Source organism: Candidatus Methylomirabilis sp., from assembly GCF_028716865.1.
Lineage (GTDB): Bacteria > Methylomirabilota > Methylomirabilia > Methylomirabilales > Methylomirabilaceae > Methylomirabilis.
In genome coordinates this window covers 1-20,084 of sequence record NZ_JAQUOY010000035.1, presented here as the reverse complement: position 1 = coordinate 20,084, position 20,084 = coordinate 1, and the positions used below count along the sequence as shown (strand labels likewise).

20 protein-coding genes, 1 tRNA gene and 1 pseudogene are annotated in these 20,084 nt (G+C 58.5%); 14 read left to right on the top strand and 8 right to left on the bottom strand.

Annotated features, from left to right (window positions below; all coding sequences use genetic code 11):
• The 12 genes from PHV01_RS11655 to PHV01_RS11600 form a co-directional block, all read left to right on the top strand.
• On the top strand, positions 1-384 hold a 384-nt coding region (locus tag PHV01_RS11655), incomplete at its 5' end, for an IPTL-CTERM sorting domain-containing protein (protein WP_337291333.1).
• 217 nt (positions 385-601) lie between these two features.
• Positions 602-1,111: an archaeosortase/exosortase family protein gene (locus tag PHV01_RS11650; protein WP_337291332.1), complete on the top strand. Its 510-nt coding sequence runs from the start codon at positions 602-604 to the stop codon at positions 1,109-1,111.
• Between the two features lie 64 nt (positions 1,112-1,175).
• A complete protein-coding gene (locus PHV01_RS11645) occupies positions 1,176-1,769 on the top strand; it encodes an SEC-C domain-containing protein (protein ID WP_337291331.1) in 594 nt (197 codons plus the stop codon).
• 309 nt (positions 1,770-2,078) lie between these two features.
• Positions 2,079-3,059 (top strand): tyrosine recombinase XerC, encoded by a 981-nt coding sequence (xerC, locus tag PHV01_RS11640; protein ID WP_337291330.1) that lies wholly within the window; start codon positions 2,079-2,081, stop codon positions 3,057-3,059.
• Positions 3,060-3,083: 24 nt separating this feature from the next.
• Positions 3,084-3,623, top strand: a complete 540-nt coding sequence (hslV, locus tag PHV01_RS11635; RefSeq protein WP_337291329.1) for an ATP-dependent protease subunit HslV — start codon at positions 3,084-3,086, stop codon at positions 3,621-3,623.
• Between the two features lie 27 nt (positions 3,624-3,650).
• Complete coding sequence (gene hslU, locus PHV01_RS11630; protein ID WP_337291328.1) at positions 3,651-5,009, top strand: ATP-dependent protease ATPase subunit HslU; 1,359 nt, start codon at positions 3,651-3,653, stop codon at positions 5,007-5,009.
• Between the two features lie 38 nt (positions 5,010-5,047).
• The gene (argB, locus tag PHV01_RS11625; RefSeq protein WP_337291327.1) at positions 5,048-5,962 is read left to right on the top strand and encodes an acetylglutamate kinase; all 915 of its coding nucleotides are present in this window, start codon (positions 5,048-5,050) and stop codon (positions 5,960-5,962) included.
• A gap of 33 nt (positions 5,963-5,995) precedes the next feature.
• Positions 5,996-7,201: an acetylornithine transaminase gene (locus tag PHV01_RS11620; RefSeq protein WP_337291326.1), complete on the top strand. Its 1,206-nt coding sequence runs from the start codon at positions 5,996-5,998 to the stop codon at positions 7,199-7,201.
• Between the two features lie 72 nt (positions 7,202-7,273).
• On the top strand, positions 7,274-8,206 hold the full coding sequence (argF, locus tag PHV01_RS11615; RefSeq protein ID WP_337291325.1) for an ornithine carbamoyltransferase: 933 nt from the start codon (positions 7,274-7,276) through the stop codon (positions 8,204-8,206).
• 166 nt (positions 8,207-8,372) lie between these two features.
• Entirely contained in the window at positions 8,373-9,599 is a 1,227-nt protein-coding gene (locus PHV01_RS11610) for an argininosuccinate synthase (protein WP_337291334.1), read from the top strand.
• Positions 9,596-10,993 (top strand): argininosuccinate lyase, encoded by a 1,398-nt coding sequence (gene argH / locus PHV01_RS11605; protein WP_337291324.1) that lies wholly within the window; start codon positions 9,596-9,598, stop codon positions 10,991-10,993. The genes PHV01_RS11610 and argH overlap by 4 nt, the downstream gene beginning before the upstream one ends.
• Position 10,994: 1 nt before the next feature.
• Positions 10,995-12,041, top strand: coding sequence for a fibronectin type III domain-containing protein (locus PHV01_RS11600; RefSeq protein WP_337291323.1), 1,047 nt, complete (start codon positions 10,995-10,997; stop codon positions 12,039-12,041).
• Positions 12,042-12,128: 87 nt separating this feature from the next.
• Here the strand turns inward: PHV01_RS11600 and PHV01_RS11595 are convergent, their stop codons facing one another.
• Together PHV01_RS11595 and PHV01_RS11590 are read right to left on the bottom strand one after the other, a co-directional pair.
• Positions 12,129-12,377 (bottom strand): helix-turn-helix transcriptional regulator, encoded by a 249-nt coding sequence (locus tag PHV01_RS11595; protein ID WP_337291322.1) that lies wholly within the window; start codon positions 12,375-12,377, stop codon positions 12,129-12,131.
• A gap of 200 nt (positions 12,378-12,577) precedes the next feature.
• Positions 12,578-13,387 (bottom strand): hypothetical protein, encoded by an 810-nt coding sequence (locus PHV01_RS11590; RefSeq protein ID WP_337291321.1) that lies wholly within the window; start codon positions 13,385-13,387, stop codon positions 12,578-12,580.
• Between the two features lie 205 nt (positions 13,388-13,592).
• Between PHV01_RS11590 and PHV01_RS11585 the strand changes: the two genes are divergently transcribed.
• Both PHV01_RS11585 and PHV01_RS11580 read left to right on the top strand, forming a co-directional pair.
• Positions 13,593-13,669, top strand: a tRNA-Ser gene (locus PHV01_RS11585).
• A gap of 489 nt (positions 13,670-14,158) precedes the next feature.
• Positions 14,159-14,983 (top strand): DDE-type integrase/transposase/recombinase, encoded by an 825-nt coding sequence (locus tag PHV01_RS11580; protein ID WP_337291320.1) that lies wholly within the window; start codon positions 14,159-14,161, stop codon positions 14,981-14,983.
• Between the two features lie 196 nt (positions 14,984-15,179).
• Here the strand turns inward: PHV01_RS11580 and PHV01_RS11575 are convergent, their stop codons facing one another.
• The 6 genes and pseudogenes from PHV01_RS11575 to PHV01_RS11550 all read right to left on the bottom strand — a co-directional run.
• A complete protein-coding gene (locus PHV01_RS11575; RefSeq protein WP_337291319.1) occupies positions 15,180-16,139 on the bottom strand; it encodes a hypothetical protein in 960 nt (319 codons plus the stop codon).
• Positions 16,140-16,709: 570 nt separating this feature from the next.
• Positions 16,710-18,086, bottom strand: a complete 1,377-nt coding sequence (locus tag PHV01_RS11570) for a hypothetical protein (RefSeq protein WP_337291318.1) — start codon at positions 18,084-18,086, stop codon at positions 16,710-16,712.
• Between the two features lie 50 nt (positions 18,087-18,136).
• The gene (locus PHV01_RS11565) at positions 18,137-18,568 is read right to left on the bottom strand and encodes a hypothetical protein (protein ID WP_337291317.1); all 432 of its coding nucleotides are present in this window, start codon (positions 18,566-18,568) and stop codon (positions 18,137-18,139) included.
• Complete coding sequence (locus tag PHV01_RS11560; protein ID WP_337291316.1) at positions 18,565-19,092, bottom strand: hypothetical protein; 528 nt, start codon at positions 19,090-19,092, stop codon at positions 18,565-18,567. The genes PHV01_RS11565 and PHV01_RS11560 overlap by 4 nt, the downstream gene beginning before the upstream one ends.
• 15 nt (positions 19,093-19,107) lie before the next feature.
• The gene (bamE, locus tag PHV01_RS11555; RefSeq protein WP_337291315.1) at positions 19,108-19,503 is read right to left on the bottom strand and encodes an outer membrane protein assembly factor BamE; all 396 of its coding nucleotides are present in this window, start codon (positions 19,501-19,503) and stop codon (positions 19,108-19,110) included.
• Between the two features lie 243 nt (positions 19,504-19,746).
• Positions 19,747-20,084 (bottom strand): annotated as a pseudogene (locus tag PHV01_RS11550) (hypothetical protein); the annotation flags it as partial.

The window sequence follows — 20,084 nt, the reverse complement described above, 5'->3', positions numbered from 1 at the left end:
GGGTCAGCCCCGACGAGTGGGACGGTGACCGTTGTCGATACGCTGCCCGCCGGGCTGACCGCCACGGGGGGAGGGGGAACGGGCTGGTCGTGTGTCTTGAGCACGCTGACCTGCACGCGCGCCGATGTCCTGGGTGCCGGGAGCAGCTATCCTGTCATTACGCTGACGGTGGATGTGGCCACCAATGCGGCAGCCAGTCTGACCAACACCGCCGCAGTAAGCGGGGGTGGCGAAACGAACACCGGCAACAATACGGCCTCGGACCCAACAACGGTAGGTGTGCCGTCCGATATTCCTACACTCAGCGAATGGGTCATGATCCTCCTCGCTCTTCTCCTTGCACTGGAAGGGGTCCGTTCTTTAAGGACCCGCATCAATCGCTGAATGCTTTGCAAGAGGAAGCTGCGGAAATCATCACTGGCGGGAGCACCAGACTGGGGAACCCCTCTGGCTTCGCCCTCGGCGTCTCCTTCACCGCTATCTCCACCCTCTCCGAGTGGGCCCAGATCGGCCATGGCCGGCCTCTTGGTAGGTGGCGGCCTGCTGGCCATCAGACGGAACAGGCAGCGATCAGCGGTGAGCTAAAGGCTGATAGCTATCCATGAGCGCGATACGGCATAAGGCCACCCAGCGCCTGGCGAGCCTGTATTTCTGTCTGCGCTTTGGCCTCTACACCCTGCTTTGCTTCCTTTTCCTGTTTGCCCTGGATGATCGGCTCGTCGTGCCGTTTACCCGTTTCATCGCCCAGCTTTCCTATACCCTCCTCAAGACCCTGGGCGCTCAGAGCTGGGTCTCAGGCGCCTCGGTCGGTATCCCCGGCTTTGCCGTCGAGATCAAGAACAACTGTAACGCCATCTATGAGATCGGCCTGTACGCCTCAGCGATCTTTGCCTACCCTGCGACTTGGTTAAAGCGTACCCTGGGATTCGCGATGGGCTCCATCCTGCTCTATCTCGCCAATCTCATTCGCGTCCTTGCCCTGATCGGCATTGGTCGCTATTTTCCCGGAGGGTTTCAGATTGCCCATCTCTATTTTTTCCAGGCCCTCTTCCTCGCCCTTGTCGCCGCCTGCTGGCTTATCTGGCTTAGCCGGATTCACAGACTCGCTTAAGGCCTCCTGGCGGGGCTTTATCCTACGTGCATGGGGCGTCTTCCTCATCCTGGCCCTGCTGTGGATGGTGCTTGCGCCCCCGTACGCCCACCTGCTCGCTGCTTTTTCCTCCCCCCTGATCCCCTCGATCGAATCCTCCCCCGGCACTCGCTACCTTGTGGAGGGGACCAGGATCGTCGCAGAGCGCCCCATCATGAGGCGGACCGTCGAGCGGCAGGTCACCGTCAGTCGCATCCCCCTGCGTGAGACCTCCGGCGACTACCCACTAGCACTCCTTATCGCGCTCGTGCTTGCGACGCCAGGTTGGTCGCTCACGAGACGAGGCAAGGTCCTCACCTGCACTCTCGCCCTGCTCATCCTCACCCAGTTCCTCTCGTTGCTGGTCAACATCGAGTACACTAAGCTATGGCCGCAGAAGACCGCGGCCGGTATCGTGGTTTCCACCGACTACTCGATGGCGAAGCTGATCCTGTTTAAGTGGCTCTATGCCTTCTTGCAGTTAATGGGCAGGGGCTTCTTCGCGCTGCTGCTCTACTTCGGGGCGATCGCCCTTGTGTGGGGTCGCCCGGAGCACCAGGCCTTATGGGCCTCCGTGGGCCGCAACGCGCCCTGTCCCTGCGGCAGCGGCCTGAAGTCCAAACGCTGCTGCGGGGGATAAAGCAGGTAGTGGGTTCGGCTTGGAGACCGTGTGCTTGTTTCACGTGTCGAAAGTCTTGGACCTTCGCGTGCGCGATGATCAGATCGGCCCGCTTTCAGTAAGGGTAGAAGGAAGATCGACTTCTCTTGGGCCATCTGGTATATAGAGCCATGTAACGGCGACGGTGCGTTACAAAGAACGGTTCATCTGTACAGATGGATTGATTTGCAAGCAGCCGGCACTCTTCAGACCTGTGAAGACCGATTTTGCCTTGATCTTTCCGCTCATTCCTCGTATCGTACCGGACAGGAACAGGAGAGGGTTTAGCGGATGCTGGAACAGATCGAGGCGTACCTGTTGTATCTTCAGGCGGAGCGAGCGGCTTCCCCTCACACGCTCAAGAACTATACGATCGACTTGCAACAGTTCCGGACGTTTCTCAGGACCAGCGGGTTGCCGCAGTCGGAACCTGCCGTGAGTGGTTCGACCGGGCTCACTACAGGCTTGATCGAGCCAGGGGGTACCGTGCACCGGACCGTCGAGCTGGCTGAAATCGACTCACTGGCGATCAGGGCCTTCGTGGCGGATCTACACAGAAAGGGGATCGCGCGGAGCAGCATCGCGCGGAAGCTGGCGACCCTGCGATCGTTCTTCCGGTACCTGTGCCGGGAGGGGGTACTTCAGGCCAATCCGGCGAAGCTTGTGCCGACCCCGAAACTGCCAAAGCGGCTTCCCGCGCATCTTTCTGTGGATGAGGTTGATCGCCTCCTGGTGTCGCCCAGCGAGGAGGATGCCCCGGGTGCTCGCGATCTGGCGATCCTTGAGCTCTTTTATGCCTCGGGTATCCGATTGAGCGAACTGACGGGGTTGGATGTGCGGGACTTGGACATTCGGGAGGGTCTTGTTCGGGTGAAAGGCAAGGGGGGTAAGGAGCGGATCGTCCCGGTGGGGTCGAAGGCCATCGCCGCCCTGAGGCGCTATCTCGGTCGGCGGAGCGATCTGATCCAGGGATCCAAGCGAGGAGCCCCCGAGCCCATGGCGTTGTTTCTCAACCGCCTGGGCGGCCGCTTGAGCCAACGAGGCGCCGCTCGAATCGTATTGAAATACCTGAATCGGAGCGGTGTGGGGCCGAAGATTACACCCCACGGGCTGCGCCATAGCTATGCCACGCATCTGCTTCAAGCCGGGGCCGACCTCCGGGCGATTCAGGAGCTGCTGGGCCATTCACGTCTTTCAACCACTCAGCGGTACACCCACCTGAATCTGGATCACCTGATGGAGGTCTACGATAAAGCGCATCCGAGAGCCTGAGAAGAAAGGCATAGGGTAGAGGGTATGGGATCGAGTAGAGTTCGGAGCACGACGATCCTGGCAGTGCGGCACAAGGGGAAAGTGGTGGTGGCCGGGGACGGACAGGTTTCCTTCGGCGAGACGGTGATGAAGCACACCGCGCGCAAGGTCCGTCGGATGTGGAACGATCGGGTGGTCACCGGCTTTGCCGGCGCTGCTGCCGATGCGTTCGCCCTCTTCACCAAGTTTGAGGCGAAGCTGGAGGAGCATGGCGGCAACCTGCCGCGCGCTGCGGTTGAGTTGGCGAAGGATTGGCGGACCGACCGGGCGATGCGCCGATTAGAGGCGCTGTTGGTGGTGGTCGATAAGGAGCATTCGCTGGTCATCTCGGGGACGGGGGATGTCATCGAGCCCGACGACGGAGTGATCGGTATCGGCTCCGGGGGGGCATACGCGGCTGCTGCAGCTCGAGCCCTTGTAGGCTTTTCTGAGCTTGACGCAAGAAGGATCGCAGAGGAGGCGATGAAGATTGCCGCTTCACTCTGCGTCTACACTAACGATACGATCACGATAGAAGAATTGTGAGAACGTGCGAGGTGAGATAAGAGACCGATGGAACAGCTAACACCGCGACAGACTGTGGCCGAGCTTGATAGATACATCATCGGTCAAAAGGATGCCAAGCGGGCCGTGGCCATTGCGCTTCGCAATCGGTGGCGGCGGCAGAGGCTGCCTGCGGAGCTGCGCGATGAGGTTGCGCCGAAGAACATCATCATGATCGGTCCGACCGGCGTGGGCAAGACCGAGATCGCCCGTCGCCTGGCCAAGCTGGTGGACGCCCCGTTCATCAAGGTGGAGGCCAGCAAGTACACGGAGGTAGGCTACGTCGGACGCGACGTTGAATCGATGGTGCGCGACCTGACTGCGCTGGCGGTGGATATGGTGAAGGAGGAAAAGACCAAGTCAGTACAGGAGCGGGCGCGGGAGTTGGCAGAGGAACGGCTTCTGGATCTGCTCCTTCCCGTTGGTCGGATGGCGGCGACGTCGGGCGTCGAGCAAACCCCTGACATGGGCACCATCACCTCCGCTGCCGAGACCCGCGAGAAGCTTAGGAAGCGGCTCCACGAAGGGAAGCTGGACGACCGTACCGTGGAACTGGAGGTCAAGGATCGAGGAACCATGCCGATGGTAGAGATCCTCAGCAGTTCCGGCCTCGAGGAGATGGACATCAATGTCAAGGAGATGTTGGGGAACCTCATGCCCCAGCGGACCAAACGACGCAAGGCCAAGATCCTGGACGCTCAGCGGATCCTCGCCCAGGAAGAGGCCGACAAACTCATCGATATGGATGCGGTGAGGTCGGAGGCAGTCCGCCGCGTCGAGGAGTCCGGGATCATCTTCCTGGACGAGATCGACAAGATCGCCGGCCGCGGGTCATCGCAGGGGCCGGATGTCTCGCGCCAGGGGGTGCAGCGCGACCTTTTACCGATTGTCGAGGGATGCACAGTCACCACCAAGTACGGCTTGGTGCGAACCGATCACGTCCTGTTCATTGCGGCCGGGGCGTTTCATGTCACCAAACCGTCCGACCTGATCCCGGAGTTGCAGGGACGCTTCCCGTTACGCGTGGAGCTGGCCAGCCTCACGCAGGACGACTTCGTCCGGATCCTCACAGAACCGCGGAATGCCCTGATCAAGCAGTATGTCGCCCTGTTGGAGACAGAGGAGGTGAGGCTGGACTTTTCGGAGGATGCCGTGCGGGAGATCGCCGCCATCGCCAGCGCCGTCAATCAGGCGACCGAGAATATCGGCGCCCGCCGACTCTATACCATCCTGGAGCGGCTGTTGGAGGAGATCTCGTTTGAGGCGCCTACAATGCAGGGCGCACGGGTCAATATTAACGCGGCCTACGTCCGAGAACGGCTTCAGGAGATCGTAAAGAACGAGGACCTGAGTCGCTATATCCTGTAGGTCAGCGATCAGGCGGAACGTTGTAAGCAACGGAGTAGATGGTGGGGCAGCGGAAGACATTAGAGGTCCAGCGCGGAATCGACAAGGCAAATGTCCTGATCGAGGCGCTGCCGTACATCAAGACATTTGCCGGGAAGACCGTCGTGATCAAATACGGCGGCGCGGCGATGACGGATGAGGCGCTCAAGCGGTCAGTAGCGCTGGACGTCATTCTCATGCGGTATGTCGGAATGCAACCGGTTGTCGTCCACGGCGGCGGTCCGGAGATCACAAGGGCGATGGAGCAAGCAGGCCTGAAGCCGACCTTTATCTCCGGATTTCGGGTCACCGACCGGGAGACGATGAAGATCGTTGAAATGGTGATGGTGGGCCAGATCAACCAGGAGCTGGTAGCGCTTATCAACAGCAGTGGTGGGTCGGCCGTCGGCCTTTCAGGTAAGGACGGCGGGTTGATCCGGGCAAAGAAGGCCGGCCCAGTGGCGACCGCTGAACCTCCAGCGGGTTCAGTTGAACCGGAGGTTGATCTGGGGTTCGTCGGCGAGATTATTGCTGTTGACGAACGGGTTCTGCTTGCCCTGGAGCGCGACGGATTCACGCCAGTGGTAGCGCCGACCGGTGTCGATGAGGCGGGCGTAACATACAACATCAATGCCGATCTGGCCGCCGGAGCGATCGCGTCGGCCCTGCGAGCAGAAAAGCTTATTTTCCTCACCGACACCGACGGTATTCTGGACAAGGATGACTCCCTTATTCCCACGCTGAACAGGCAAAGGGTGGAGCAGCTTGTTGTTGATGGCGTCATCTCGGGAGGGATGCTGCCGAAGGTCCGGGCCTGTCTCGCCGCGCTGAATAACGGGGTCGAGAAGACGCACATCGTGAACGGCACCATCCCCCATGCTCTTCTGCTGGAGTTTTTCACGTCAGAGGGGGTCGGTACGGAGATCGTCGGGTGACGGTGCGGGGTTTGAGGTGTTAGGTAGCAAGGCATGACGCACACCGGAACGGTAACTGATGAATTGATGGCGCAGTCGGTTCGCTACCTGGCCAACACCTATGCCCGCTTCCCGGTCGTACTGGTGAAGGGCAGCGGCGTGCGGGTCTGGGACGCTGAGGGTAAGACGTACCTCGACTTTGCAGCCGGTATTGCCGTGGATGTCCTGGGTCACTGTCACCCCAAGATGATGGAGGCCATCAGGGCGCAGGCGGAGCTGCTGTTGCACGTCTCGAACCTCTACGTTATCGAGCCGCAGATTCGGTTGGCCGGGGCGCTGTGCGAACACTCGTTTGGCGGCAAGGTCTTCTTCTGCAATAGCGGGGCAGAGGCGAATGAGGCGGCAATCAAGCTGGCCCGCCGCTACGCCAAGGCGCGGTGGAGTTCCGACCGGTACGAGATCGTCTGCATGCGCGACTCATTCCACGGCCGGACGATGGCGACGGTGACCGCCACCGGTCAACCGAAGTACAGCCAGGGCTTCGAGCCGCTCTTGCCGGGCTTCAAGCATATCCCCTTCAATGATCTGCCGGCGGCGGAGCGGGCGATCGATTCGAGGACCTGCGCCGTGCTGGTTGAGCCGATCCAGGGCGAAAGTGGCGTGCGGGTGCCGAACGATGACTATCTGCCGGGACTCCGGCGACTCTGTACGGAACGAGACGTCCTCTTGATCCTGGATGAGGTTCAGACGGGGATGGGACGGACCGGACGGCTCTTCGCCTATGAGCACTCCGGGATTGAGCCAGACATCATGACGCTTGCCAAGGGGCTGGGGGGGGGATTGCCGATCGGCGCCATGCTGGCGAAGGATGGTGTGGCAGACGCCTTCGTTCCGGGCAGCCATGCGTCAACATTCGGCGGCAACCCCTTCATCACGACTGTTGCCCACGCGGTGCTGACCGAGATCCTCGACGCACAGTTGCCGGAGCGGGCGGGCAAGATCGGCGCGTATTTCCTGGACCGTCTTCGAGAGTTGGCCACGCGATATCCCTTTGTGAAAGAGGTGAGAGGTCTTGGGCTGATGCTCGCCCTGGAACTCACTGTACCGGCCAAACCGATCGTCGATCGATGCCTGAAGCGCGGCCTGCTGATCTTGACTGCGGGCGACCAGGTCCTCCGCTTCGTCCCGCCGCTGATCATCGGCGAGGCCGAGGTGGATGAGGCAGTCATGATTCTGGATCAGGTTTTGAAGGAGATTTGAGATGTTAGATTGCAAATTTATCAGATGTACAATCCGCAATCGGCAATTGAAATTCAGGGTCAAGAATCAACTATGAAAAAAGACCTTCTGTCGATCAGGGACCTGACGGCCTCTGAGATGGATGGCCTGTTTTGCCTTGCTGCCGACCTGAAGGCGCAGCAACACAAGGGGATCGCCCACCCACTGCTCACTGGCAAGACGCTGGGCATGATATTCGAGAAGCCGTCGCTCAGGACCCGGGTCACCTTTGAGGTCGGCATGGCCCAGTTGGGCGGCCGCGCCATCTATCTGGCCCCGACTGACATTCAGGTGGGGAAACGGGAAACCGTCAAGGATGTGGCCAGGAATCTCGAGCGATGGGTGGATGGGATTGTGGCCCGGACATTTACCCACCAGACCATCGAGGAACTGGCCCGACATGCGGCTATCCCGGTCATCAATGGGCTGAGCGACCTGACCCACCCGTGCCAGATCCTTGCGGATCTCTTCACCCTTCGGGAAAAGTGCGGCCCGCTTCGCGGCGTGAAGGTTGCCTACATCGGTGACGGCAATAACGTCTGTCATTCATGGCTGTACGGCGCGGCGAAGACAGCAATTGATCTGAACGTGGCCTGTCCGAAAGGGTACGAGCCGGACGCCGACGTCGTGGCGTTTGCCTGCCGGGAGGCCGAGGCCTCCGGTGGGCGGATCGAGCTGTTGGACGATGCGAAGGCGGCGGCGGCGGGAGCCGATGTCCTGTATACCGATGTCTGGACCAGCATGGGTCAGGAGTCGGAAGCGGCGAAGCGGCGGCAAGACTTCCAGGGGTTTCAGGTCGATGCCGCGCTGCTGAGATTGGCGAAACCCGACGTGCTGGTCATGCACTGCCTGCCGGCCCACCGCGGCGAAGAGATTACGGACGAGGTCCTCGATGGTCCCCATTCCATTGTGTATGACGAGGCCGAGAACCGACTGCACGTGCAGAAGGCAATCCTGGTTACGCTATTGGGACATCGAGAATCGTGATGGAGATGATAGTTTCTATGAGCCTATCCTGAGCCAGTCGAAGGACTCATGCTTCGACAGGCTCAGCACGAACGGGAAACCACCTTTTCAATGCCCATACCGTTCGCCCTGAGCGTTGTCGAAGGGTGAACGGGGGTTTGCAGGACAGACTCCTATGAAATCACAAATCCAGTCTAAGCGAGTGAAGAAGATCGTCCTAGCCTACTCCGGCGGCCTTGACACGTCGGTGATCCTGCGCTGGCTCATCGAGACATACCAGGCAGAGGTGATTGCGTTCTGCGCCGATCTGGGGCAGGGAGAGGAACTGGACCCGGTTCGCGAGAAAGCGCTCAAGACGGGCGCCAGCAAGGTCTATATCAAAGACCTGAGGGAAGAGTTTGTCAGGGACTTCGTCTTTCCCTGTGTGAAGGCGAATGCCGTCTATGAGGGGCGCTATCTGCTCGGCACCTCGATGGCGAGGCCGCTGATTGCGAAGCATCAGATGGCGGTGGCGCGTAAGGAGGGCGCGGACGCGGTGGCGCATGGCGCGACCGGCAAAGGGAACGATCAGGTCCGCTTCGAGCTCGCCTGCTATGCCATCGACCCGCACATCCGAGTGATCGCGCCATGGCGCGAGTGGCGTCTCAAGTCGCGGTCTGATCTTATCGCTTACGCAAGGAGACATAACATTCCGGTGCCGATTACGAAGGCGCGGCCGTATAGTACCGACCGGAACCTGTTTCACATCAGTTTCGAGGGGGGGGTGTTGGAAGATCCTTGGCAGGAGCCGCCGGAAGAGATGTTCGTCTTGAGCGTCTCGCCGGAGAAGGCGCCGGATTGCGCGACCTATGTCGAGGTGGAGTTCCAGGACGGTCAGCCTGTTGCGCTGGACGGCAAGCGCCTCTCGCCCGCCAGGCTGCTTCAGCGCTTGAACAAGATCGGCGGCGAACACGGGATCGGCCGAGTCGATCTGATCGAAAACCGCTACGTCGGGATGAAGTCGCGAGGGGTGTACGAGACGCCCGGGGGCACTATCCTGCAGGCCGCCCACCGTGCTGTGGAATCGCTCACGATGGATCGCGAGGTGATGCACCTCCGCGACTCCCTCATCCCCCGCTTCTCGGAGTTGGTCTACTACGGCTACTGGTTCTCCCCGGAGATGGATCTGCTGATGCGGACGATCGAGGCGTCGCAGCAGGGGGTAACCGGCACGGCGCGAGTCAAGCTTTACAAAGGCAACTGTGAGGTCGTGGGGCGCAAGTCGGCCGTCTCGCTGTACGATCCGGCCTTCGCGACATTTGAGGCGGACCAGGTGTACCGGCAGTCTGATGCCGAGGGGTTTATCCGCCTGAACGCGCTTCGCCTCAGGATCCGCGCGCTGAGGCATACTGGAAGGAAGCGCTCAGGCCGATGACGGTGAAACGGAGAAGCCCCAAGCCCTGGAGTGGGCGGTTTCAGCAGGCGACCGATCCGGGAGTGGAAGCGTATACCGCCTCCATCCAGTTTGACCGTCGCCTCTACAAGTACGATATTCAGGGGTCTGTCGCGCATGCGCGGATGCTGGCGAAATGCAGCCTGCTGACCAAGGCCGAGGCGGACAAGATTGTGGCGGGGCTTGAAGAGATTGGGGGCGAGATTGAGCGCGGAGAGTTTCGTTTCGACCCCTCGTTGGAAGACATCCACATGGCGATCGAGGCCCGGCTGACCGAGAAGGTGGGAGAGGCCGGCGCGAAGCTCCACACCGGCCGGAGTCGGAATGACCAGGTTGCCCTCGATCTGCGTCTCTATCTCAGGGAGGAGATCGGAGAGGTTCGCCGCCTGATTCTGGGACTTGAACGGGCCCTGATTGCGCAGGCCGAAGCCCATCTTGACCTGATCATGCCAGGCTACACCCATATGCAGCGGGCTCAGCCGATCCTCCTGGCGCACCACCTGATGGCCTATGTCGAGATGCTGGAGCGGGATCGCGCCAGGCTTCACGACGCGCTTTGCCGGGTAGAGGTGCTCCCGCTCGGCTCGGGCGCCCTGGCTGGGGTCGGCCTGCCGATCGATCGCCGCTTCGTCGCCAGGGAGCTTCGGTTTCGGGCACTGTCGGCCAACTCACTGGATGCGGTCTCGGACCGCGATTTCGTCATCGAGCCGCAGTTTGCCTTCGCGCTCCTGATGGCGCACCTGTCCCGTCTGGCAGAAGAGATTGCCCTATGGGCGTCGGCAGAGTTCGGATTCATCGAGTTGCCTGATGCCTTCGCGACCGGCTCCAGCATGATGCCTCAGAAGAAGAACCCGGACGTGGCGGAGCTGGCGCGAGGGAAAACCGGCCGTGTGTATGGCGCCCTGGTGGCGCTGCTGACCATCGTCAAGGGACTGCCGCTCAGCTATAACCGCGATCTGCAGGAGGATAAGGAACCCCTCTTCGACAGCGTGGAGAGCGTCAAGGCCACTCTTTCGGTCATGGCGTCGCTGGTGAGCAGACTCACGTTCTGTGCGGATCGGATGCGGCAGGCGGCAGAGAACGGATTTTTAAATGCTACCGATCTGGCCGACTACCTGGTGTGCAAGGGGATGCCATTCCGGCAAGCCCATGAGGTCGTAGGTCTTCTCGTCCGACGCGCGCTTGCCAGGCGGTGTCGGATCGAGGAGCTTTCGCTCAAGGAACTGCAGGCCGCCTCACGCCTGTTCGAGCAGGATGTCTTTGACTACATTGCGCTCGAGGCCTGCATCGAACGGCGAACGGCCATCGGCGGGACTGCGACGAGCGCGGTGAAGAAGGCGATCAAAGTCGCCAAGGTCAAACTTCGGAGTCGATAAGATGCGGATTCGACAGATCGTTGTTGCAGCGTCGCTTGGCCTTCTTGTGCTCTCCGGGTGCGGCCGGAGTGGCCGGCCTGTAGTTCCGATCCTGGCGGAGCCATCGCCACCGACCGATCTGACGACGCTTGTACGGAGCCATGCAGTGGTTCTCGCGTGGGCCAGGCCGACGACTAATATCGATGGCACCGCGTTGCAATACCTGGCCGAATTCCGAATCTCCAGGCAACAAATAGCCCCCCAGCCCTCTCCCCTCTCGGCCATTGCCATCGTGAAGGTCGAGAAGCCGGAGAACGCCGTCGTGTCCGGCAATCGGTATGCCTTTACGGATAGCCATGTGGTCGTAGGAGGGAAGTACGCCTATTCCATCGAGGCCGTGAGCCGGCGGGGGATCGTCGGCCCTCCGTCAGCGGAGGCGACCGCCCTTGTCACCGTCGAGGTCGAGGCCCCCTCCAGCCTGCAAGCAGAGGCCGGCGAACGAGCGGTCCGCCTCTCCTGGGTTGCGCCGACGCGGCGAGTCGATGGAAGTCCGCTAGCCGTGGTCCTCAGGTATAACATCTACCGAGGCGCCAGCCCAGGTCGATACGATCCATCCCCGATTAATCGGGAGCCGGTCCGGGGCACGCAGTTCCAGGATGCGAATCTGGTCAATGACCAGACGTATTACTACCGCGTAACGGCGGTGGAGAGTCAGGAACCGCCCTGGCAGGAGGGGTTGCCGTCCAGCGAGGTGAGCGTCGCGCCGGTCGATCTCACACCCCCGGCCCCTCCACAAGGTGTACGAGCGGTTGCTGGGCCTGGCGCGGTAGTCTCACTGAGCTGGGAACTCAACCGGGAACCGGATCTGCTGGGGTATCTTGTCTATCGACGCGACGCTGTGTACCTTACCCCACAACGACTGACAGAAGCCCCGCTGAAGTCGCCCATCCTGACCGATCGATCAGTTCAATCAGGCGGTCGGTACACCTACACGGTGACGGCTGTTGATGCTTCTCTTAGACGCAACGAAAGCGTCCCCTCGGAGGCCGTCGAGGTCCTCGTCCCCTAAAGTGTTTTCCATTGCCGATTCCTGATTTGGGAAGAGAGGTGGGCAAAAAGAGTTCGAGGGCAGCCGCGCGGATACTGCGGAAGGATCCTACTGCGCCATCTTCACCCTGATGTCGAGGGCTCCCCCGAGGGCTCTGGCTACCTTCAACAGGGTTTCGATAGTAACATTGCGAGCGTTGTGTTCAAGCCGCGAGATCGTCGCCGGGCTCATCTTCAGGGCCGTTGCGACCTGTGTTTGGCTCAGCTTGCACTTACGCCGGAGCGCGGCGAGCCGGTGCCCGATCGCAAGCGCGGCCCGCTCCGTCTCAACCAATGTCCTGAGTTCTGCGTCCTGCATCTGGGACTGAAAGTAGCGATCCCAATTCGTCTTAGCGGTAGTGTCCTAATTTGAGGGCCAGAGATTTTATATAGAAGTTCACTGACTGGAAGCCGGTTCATCGGGGAATCATGAGGTCGGATGGTGTAGCTGCTACACCGAATGTCGGTAAAGAGCGAACGTCGGGATAGAGAACCCATTGTTGAACTAAGGTTCCGTTACTAGGGAGCTTCCTCGCTCGATTCTTCGGTGAGATTTTCAGCCATTAAGTCAATCCACTGTTTGAGTAGTTGGAGATCGGCCTTATCCAGGGGGAGCCTAGCGAACCCGATCATTGCTTGGTTCTGCTTCTTGAGCAGAATGGGAAATGAATTCGCAAGGACCGCTACCTTTATTTGGGAGCTGGGGCTAGACGGCGCAGCAGATTTGGAAACTACGGATTTCGCCCCCTGATCCACGCGGCTCTGTTCTAACATTTCTCCCTCTTCAAGTTCTTCCCAATCAAAGTGCAGACCGGCAAACTCCAGAGTCCTCTTGAAGTCGTCAAGAAAGCCATCTACTTGTTTGGGATTAAACCCATCAACTCTAACTAGCTCAGCCTTAACGGTGTCGTCGGAAGGTAATCCAGCTTTATATCTGTCATATATCCTACTGTAAACATTGGGTTTTAGTGCCGCATCCGCGATGGCCCTCATGCAACGCTCATCTGTTTGCGAGTAAATTACGATGTCAAGCCCAATCTGACTTAAATATATACGCCCATCTCTCTCTTCTGTCAATCCAAATGTTTTAAGGGTCGCTAAGGTCCTGGCAGCGGGTCCACTAAATGACTGTCCATGCTTGGGTTCGAATCCCAAGTGTCTAAGTGTCACGTCGGGCGGTGATCCTGCCTTGTGATCCTTCTCCCAAAGTACCCTAGCCTTTGCGATTGCATCTTCCAGGCTGAAGGCGGGATAATTGGGGCTGCGATGTATGTTCCGTTTGGGCTTACTCGCTTCAGAATCCTGCGTATCCTTCTTCACGATAGCCATTGTTGTACTCCTTTTCTCACCAATTTAATTACCACGACATGAGGGAAGTTACTACAATATCCAACCCCTGTCAAGACAAATCGGCTGTCCTAACTGAGACAAAAATTAAATACCTCTCACTTTTAGCTTGACGGACACCTTAGTCTTATGCTATCCATAAAAAGGAATGGCCGGACAGCGGTCAACTGTCCGGCCATGTAACCACGCCCCAGTAGCTCAAGCGCAGAGAGCATCCGCCTGCTAAGCGGATTAAAGTGGGTTGGAATCCCGCCTGGGGCACCAAAGCATAGGGGGAGCTTCAGTGAAAACCGCTCACGCGGCCCGTGGCTTCATCTGTATTCTAGCACGTCCACCACCACAGTCCAGTGCTTTACGCAAAGGCGAGGGGGCTGAGCGTCACGGCGAGGCCCCCTTTCCTTTCTTCTTGGCCCATCTCGCTTGAACGGCCTTTCGGGCGATGTCCTGCCGTTGTTCCGCCGTGAGCTTTTTCGCTCTCGCTTTGCCGCCCAGAGAACCGAGCAGGCGGGCAATCTTGGATGCCTCACTTGACTTCATGCCGCTAAGTATAGTGCGGTGAAGGTAAAAGCACAAGGGCAAAATAATCCTTGACATTATACTTAGCGGTAAGTATATTATTGGTAGAAAGAAAACCCCTGAACCGTTGGAGCGATTCAGGGGCGGCTGACACCCCAACAACCCGCGAAGGCCACTGAGATGCTTGACCAGCCATTCTCAGAATAGGGCCTTCGCCAGAGAAAGGCAAGGCCAAAAATGAACCGACTCAAGAAGGAAAAGGAACTGGCGATTGTCTCAGCCCTTGTGGAAGGCGTCAGCATTCGGAGCATCGAGCGCATGACGGGTGTGCATCGGGATACGATCCTGCGGCTCTTGAACCGTGTCGGCGAACGCTGCTCACGGCTTCTGGATCAGCACATGGTCGGCTTTCACTCTCACCTGCTCCAGGTCGATGAAATCTGGACGTTTTGCAGAAAGAAGGAGCAACGGCTCACAGATGCAGAGCAGAGCAACCCGGAGCTTGGGGATCAATACGTCTTTGTGGCGATAGACGCGGAGAGCAAATTGGTCCCGACCTTCACCGTGGGGAAGCGGGACGCCGAGAACGCTCATCGATTCATGCAAGAGCTACGGAGTCGGCTCAATGGGAATGGCCGGGTTCAGATGACGACGGATGGCTTTCGAGCCTACCTGACTGCCGTTGAAGAGACGTTCGGTGACGATGTTGACTATGCGCAATTGGTGAAGTGCTACGGAGCGGAGAACCCCGGCCCTGGCCGGTACTCTCCCCCACGAGTCACGGAGACGGTATCCACGACGATCAATGGGAATCCTGATCCTCGCTTTGTGTCTACGTCCTACGTGGAGCGCCAGAACCTCACGATGCGGATGCAGATGCGGCGGTTTACGCGACTGACCAATGCGTTCTCAAAGTCGCTGCGGAATCTCAAGGACGCTCTCGCTCTTCACTTTGCCCACTATAATTTCGTGCGGATTCATGGGAGCTTGAGAGTGATGCCTGCGATGGCGGCGGGGGTGGTGGACCGAGTATGGAGCTTATGTGAGTTGCTGGCTAAATAGAGAGGGGCAAGAAGTATTTTCTGAGTGGTGATAGTAATGAAATGCAGGGCCAAGCTTCGGTTTGGCCCTGCATTCAAATCAGCTCCTAAGTCGCACTTTATATTTTGGAAAAGACTACCCAGCCACCACCCATTGTCTGCATATCACCACCTCCATTGTTAGAGTAATACAGAACCCCACTATACGCAATGGGGATTTAAGCTTTTTTCTTGACTTCCACTTCAAACCCCTGCCATGGCAGCATGCCCTCAGAAAAGACCCATCTCTGACCCGCAATAGTTTCTTTGAGCTTCTTCTTATTCGGATGGTAGGCTTCTATTGTGAAGCTTAAGTCTGGCGTAGCTGTCGTGTCGATATCGATTGTTGCACCATCTGCCACCATAGGCGTTACCCAATTGAAGGCATCAGGCACTCTAATTATTTCCTTTATGACAATCATACTTTCTACCATTCCGTCTATCCTGCTTGGCAAATCAATAGGCATGGAAAGGCGTACGCCTTCTTGGCTCAGATGACTTGCTAACTTCTCCCCTACAAAATTGTCCGATCCAACTGTCACCTTTTCATATCTCGGAAGTTGTTTTCCTTCTGAGTCGGTGCCAGTAATGTCTAGTGAGAGCCCAGATGATAAAGGGTATCGCTGAGGTTGACTCAGTAGATTTTCTATGCCGAAGCTCAGAATTGTTGTGCTTACATACAAGTCATAACCCGGTTTATTAAGGGCAACATCCTTGGAGAGACTAATCTTTATTTTCCAGTCTCGCCTAAGAGCAGTGGCTTGGATAACCTGAGACTTGACTTCCTCAAAAATTTCCTCTGGTATAATCTTATTGAAAACTCCCGACAAGACATCTTGTGCGACCTGCATCCTCAGCCTTCTTGCCGCATAGAGCTCTATCGTTACGGTTATGAAGACGGCAATAAGCAAGGCTATCGCTCCATCTCGAAGTAAGATGGGGCCAAATTCCTCTCTGGATACTCGCTCCCCCCATTTGGTTAATACGTTTTTTATTTTCTCGGCCTGTTCGTATGAAAGATTTCGAAATGCAGACGAAACATCTGTGATAGCATCATCCCTCAACTGCGCCTGAGATCTGGAGTGCCATGTGGCTGAGAAATAGAGCCCTACAACTCCAAGGCCCCCAAGGGCAACCATAACGGTCCAAAAAAGACTAGGAAGATAGTCTCTTGGCCGCGATGATTTGCGTCCACTTATCTCCATTAACAAGGCTCCAAAAAGGCGGCTGATTTTATCATCACATGTGTCGTGTAGCGGACCTCTACAGGAGAGTCAATAACGGATGTGTACGCTTATCATTCCCAACTATCCCTTGTCAAGCTTTTTCAGAGATTTTGAGAGCTTTCATCTAATGATCTTCCTATAAAGGAATATATAGCAAGGATAATGCCAATACTAGCCTTTCTTATTCTCAAATTAGGACACTACCCGTCTTAGCCATCCTGCTCCTTCCCGTTGATGCCGACTTATCTCTCCTGGCTGAGCTGCCCACGTGTGCAGGCGCTGCTTCGCTAAATGGACCTCCTCTATGGGTGAGAGGGTGTGCTGAGCGAACGGTGTAGCGAAGGATGTGTGGACTACGGGGGGTAAACTACACATGAGGTAGGGCCTGAAGTTCGGTCCCTACACCGTGACGCCAATTCAAAAAGCTCTATGCGGCGAAGGCCGCTAGCCAGTTGACGGATGCGAGTCAGCCCATCCGCTCCTTCACGGCGTAAACTGGAACGCCTGGACCCCGAGGCTGAGTTGGTTCGCGGCCTGTAAGGGATCGCTGCCCGCTACAGCTAGCCCGGCGTACGTGTAGTACGTCCCCACCGGTTCCGTGCCGGTGAACGTATAGGAGAATGGGACAACAGTCGAGGTCAGCGTCACGTTCGCCGCGAAGGGCACCGGGACCGCGCCGAAGGCAAAGGTGATCGTACCGCCTGGCCCGGGAACGAACGAGAGGAACGTCATCCCGTCGGGCAGCAGGACCCCAAGATAGATGTCCACCTGCGTCGGGGTCGACCCTGGGGTCAGCGTGGCCTGATAGGTGATCTGCTGGCCCGTGTGGAACGCAGACCCATTGAGCGACACCGCGGCGGCGAGGGTGGGGGCGGTATCAGTGGTGATCCGCCCGATCTTGAAGCTGTTGTGCTCGGTGAACCAGAGCGCCCCGTCGGGGCCGGCGGTGATACCCATCGGGAAGTCGCCGGGGACGGCGAACTCGGTAATGACCCCGGCCGTCGTGATCCGCCCGATCTTGCTGCTCACGGTGCTCGTCTCCGCGATGAACCAAATGGCGCCGTCGGGACCTGCGGTGATGTCAGCGGCACTGTACCCCCAGCTACTCGCGTTGGGAATTAAGAATTCGGTGACGACCCCCGCCGTCGTGATCCGCCCGATACCACCGTACATGTAATTAAACCAAAGGGCACCGTCCGGGCCGGCCGTGATGCCAGTCGGGTAGTGGAATGAGGGGATAGTGAACTCGGTGATGGTCCCGTCCGTCGTGATCCGCCCGATCCGCCTAGCACTAGCAGCAGACTCCGTGAACCAGAGAGCGCCGTCAGGGCCGGCCGTGATGCCATTCGGGTTACTGCTCGACGTGGGGAGCGGGAACTCGGTGATGGCCCCCGCCGTCGTGATCCGCCCGATCTTGTTGGCTCCCGCCTCGGTGAACCAGAGCGCTCCGTCGGGGCCGGCCGTGATGCCATGCGGGGAGCTACCCGTCGGGAGGGCGAACTCGGTGGCGATTCCCGCCGTCGTGATCCGCCCGATCCCAGTATCCCACCGGGTGAACCAAAGTGCGCCATCCGGGCCGGCCGTGATACTGCGCAGGCTGTCGTATGAGTAGTGGGGGACGGGGAACTCGGTGATGGCCCCGGCCGTCGTGATCCGCCCAATGCCATTAATCCACTCGGTGAACCAGAGGGCGCCATCCGGGCCGGCCGTGATGCCGGTCGGGGCGCCAGTCGTGGGGTATTCAGTTATGGTGGCCGCGCCCGCCCCGCGGGCGAGCCCTACGCTGAGGACGAGGACCACGGCCCCGGCAGCCAAAAGCCCCCGCCACGGTATCACCCTGAACTCTCCGCTGCGCATCATCCCCTCCTTCTCTCCGTCACGGTCGCCTCGCGCTCCCAGTGCCCGCCTCGTTAATCCACCTGATGGCCCGTCAGGAACATCGCTTTTTCCAGGGCAGTAAAGAACGTCCGGTAGGGCTCGGGGTCCGTGACGGGCTCGAGATTGTATTGGGCATTGGCCCGGACAATGAGCTGGGTCTCGCCGCGAGGCCGGACACTCACCGTCATCCTCACTTGGTATCCGGCAAGCTTAGTTCCGGTCACCGTCCCAAGCGCCAGATCGGCCTGGTCTATGATGAAGCCGAGGTCCTGAAGGAGGGAGATGGCGGTGCGGAGGGTCTGGGCCTTGTCCGTCGTGTCGAAGGCGCGGCTCTGGATACTTCGCAGCCTCACCTGGCTTTCATCGCTATCCAGAAGCCTCGACTGAGTGGTGGCACACCCCGTCCCCAGGATGAGGATGAACAGAAGACCCAGCAACCCTTTAGAGCACGTCAACTTTCTCATAGTTGATGCGCCTCCAGAAAGACAGCTTTAGAGAGTTTGGAGAAAAATTCTTGGTAGATCTCGGGGTCGCTCAGTTGCTCTCGCTTGCTAATCTGCTTATGGGTATTCCAGACGATGCGTTGAAAGGTCACCCGAACGGCCGTGCTCTTGCCGTCCCCCAATGGCCGAGTTACCACCGATACCCGCATATTCTGCTTTTCATCGTAAGGCACACTCTGCCGAGCCAGGATGCTGAGCAGGACGGCCAGGACCACCTGGCCCGCTTCGACGGCGCTTCGGTCTTTCGAGGCCGTGATCACGCCCAGGCTGGTTACGCTTTTATTTATGGTAAACCCAAGGTCCTGGAGGAGGGCGGCGGAGGCGGACAGCAGCTTCGCCTCATCCTCAGTCTCAAATCGCCTGGTTTGGAGCTGATTTTCCTCAAGGCTCTCCGGCGAAAGCTGGAGTATGTCCTGAGGAATGGAGGCGCATCCAGCCAAGAGGCCGGCGAGGACTATCGATAGCGCCTTGGCTCTGAGCGCCATGTCCGTGGCTTCCCGCTAGAAGCGAGATGCGTGGTAGGCGAAGTCACGAACCTTTTTTTGTTCGTCGAACTTGACGATGACTGTCAGCGTCTGCTGAGTTGTTGAGCTCGAGTATCCGTACGGGATCACGAACACGAGGGTCAGCAGTCCTCCGACATATCCGGAATTGGCGCTTGTGGTGGCAATCTTGTCGTAGATCCAGACCTCGCGCCGCAATTCGTCGGTCGTGACCACATTGGGCGAGCCCAGCACCTGCGCGACCTCTGCGCCGCTCATACCGACCCGGATCTCCTTCTGAACCTGGCCAACGGTGAGCTTTTCATCTGGACCGACCGAGGCCGTCTGGCACCCGGCGAGAGCGAAGGATGTGGAAAGGATTACGGCGGGTAAGAGGCTCAAGCTCCTTTTCATGGGCGACCTCCTTCTTGGCCTGATGCTGGGATATTGGCAGGTGTCTTCCACAACGCACCTCTTCTATCACAGGCCCCCGTCAGCGTCAAGGTGCGCTTTCCTGCGGTACGATCTCGTAAAGTGTGCTGTCGTATAGCTCCGGTAGGAAGTGTAGATTTCGGGGATGTGAGTCTGCACCTAAAATGGTGGCTGAACTTCTTCAGGGTTACCGAAGGGCCACCCTCCCAAGCCTCTGCTTACCGTTCACTGAAATCGGGCCGTTGCGATCGCTTCCAGGCTCTCTTCCTTGTGCATCCGCTCGTCATGCGCGATCTGACGAAATACGTCCGCCACGCTCTCGGAGGAGACATAGTCCTCCTCAAAGAGGCTCTTGAAAGGCTCCGATTCGAACTGAGGATTTTCCGCCACGAATTCCATGTATTCGTGCTCGGCATGGTCTTCAAATTGGGCGTTCACCAGATAACTCCACGACGGCTTGATGACGTAGATAAGCCAGCAGATGTGGTAGTAGGTGAAGGCGATCACCTGAGGCAGGATGCGATAGAGGAGAAAATTTTCCTTAATTCTACGGGCGTGGGTGA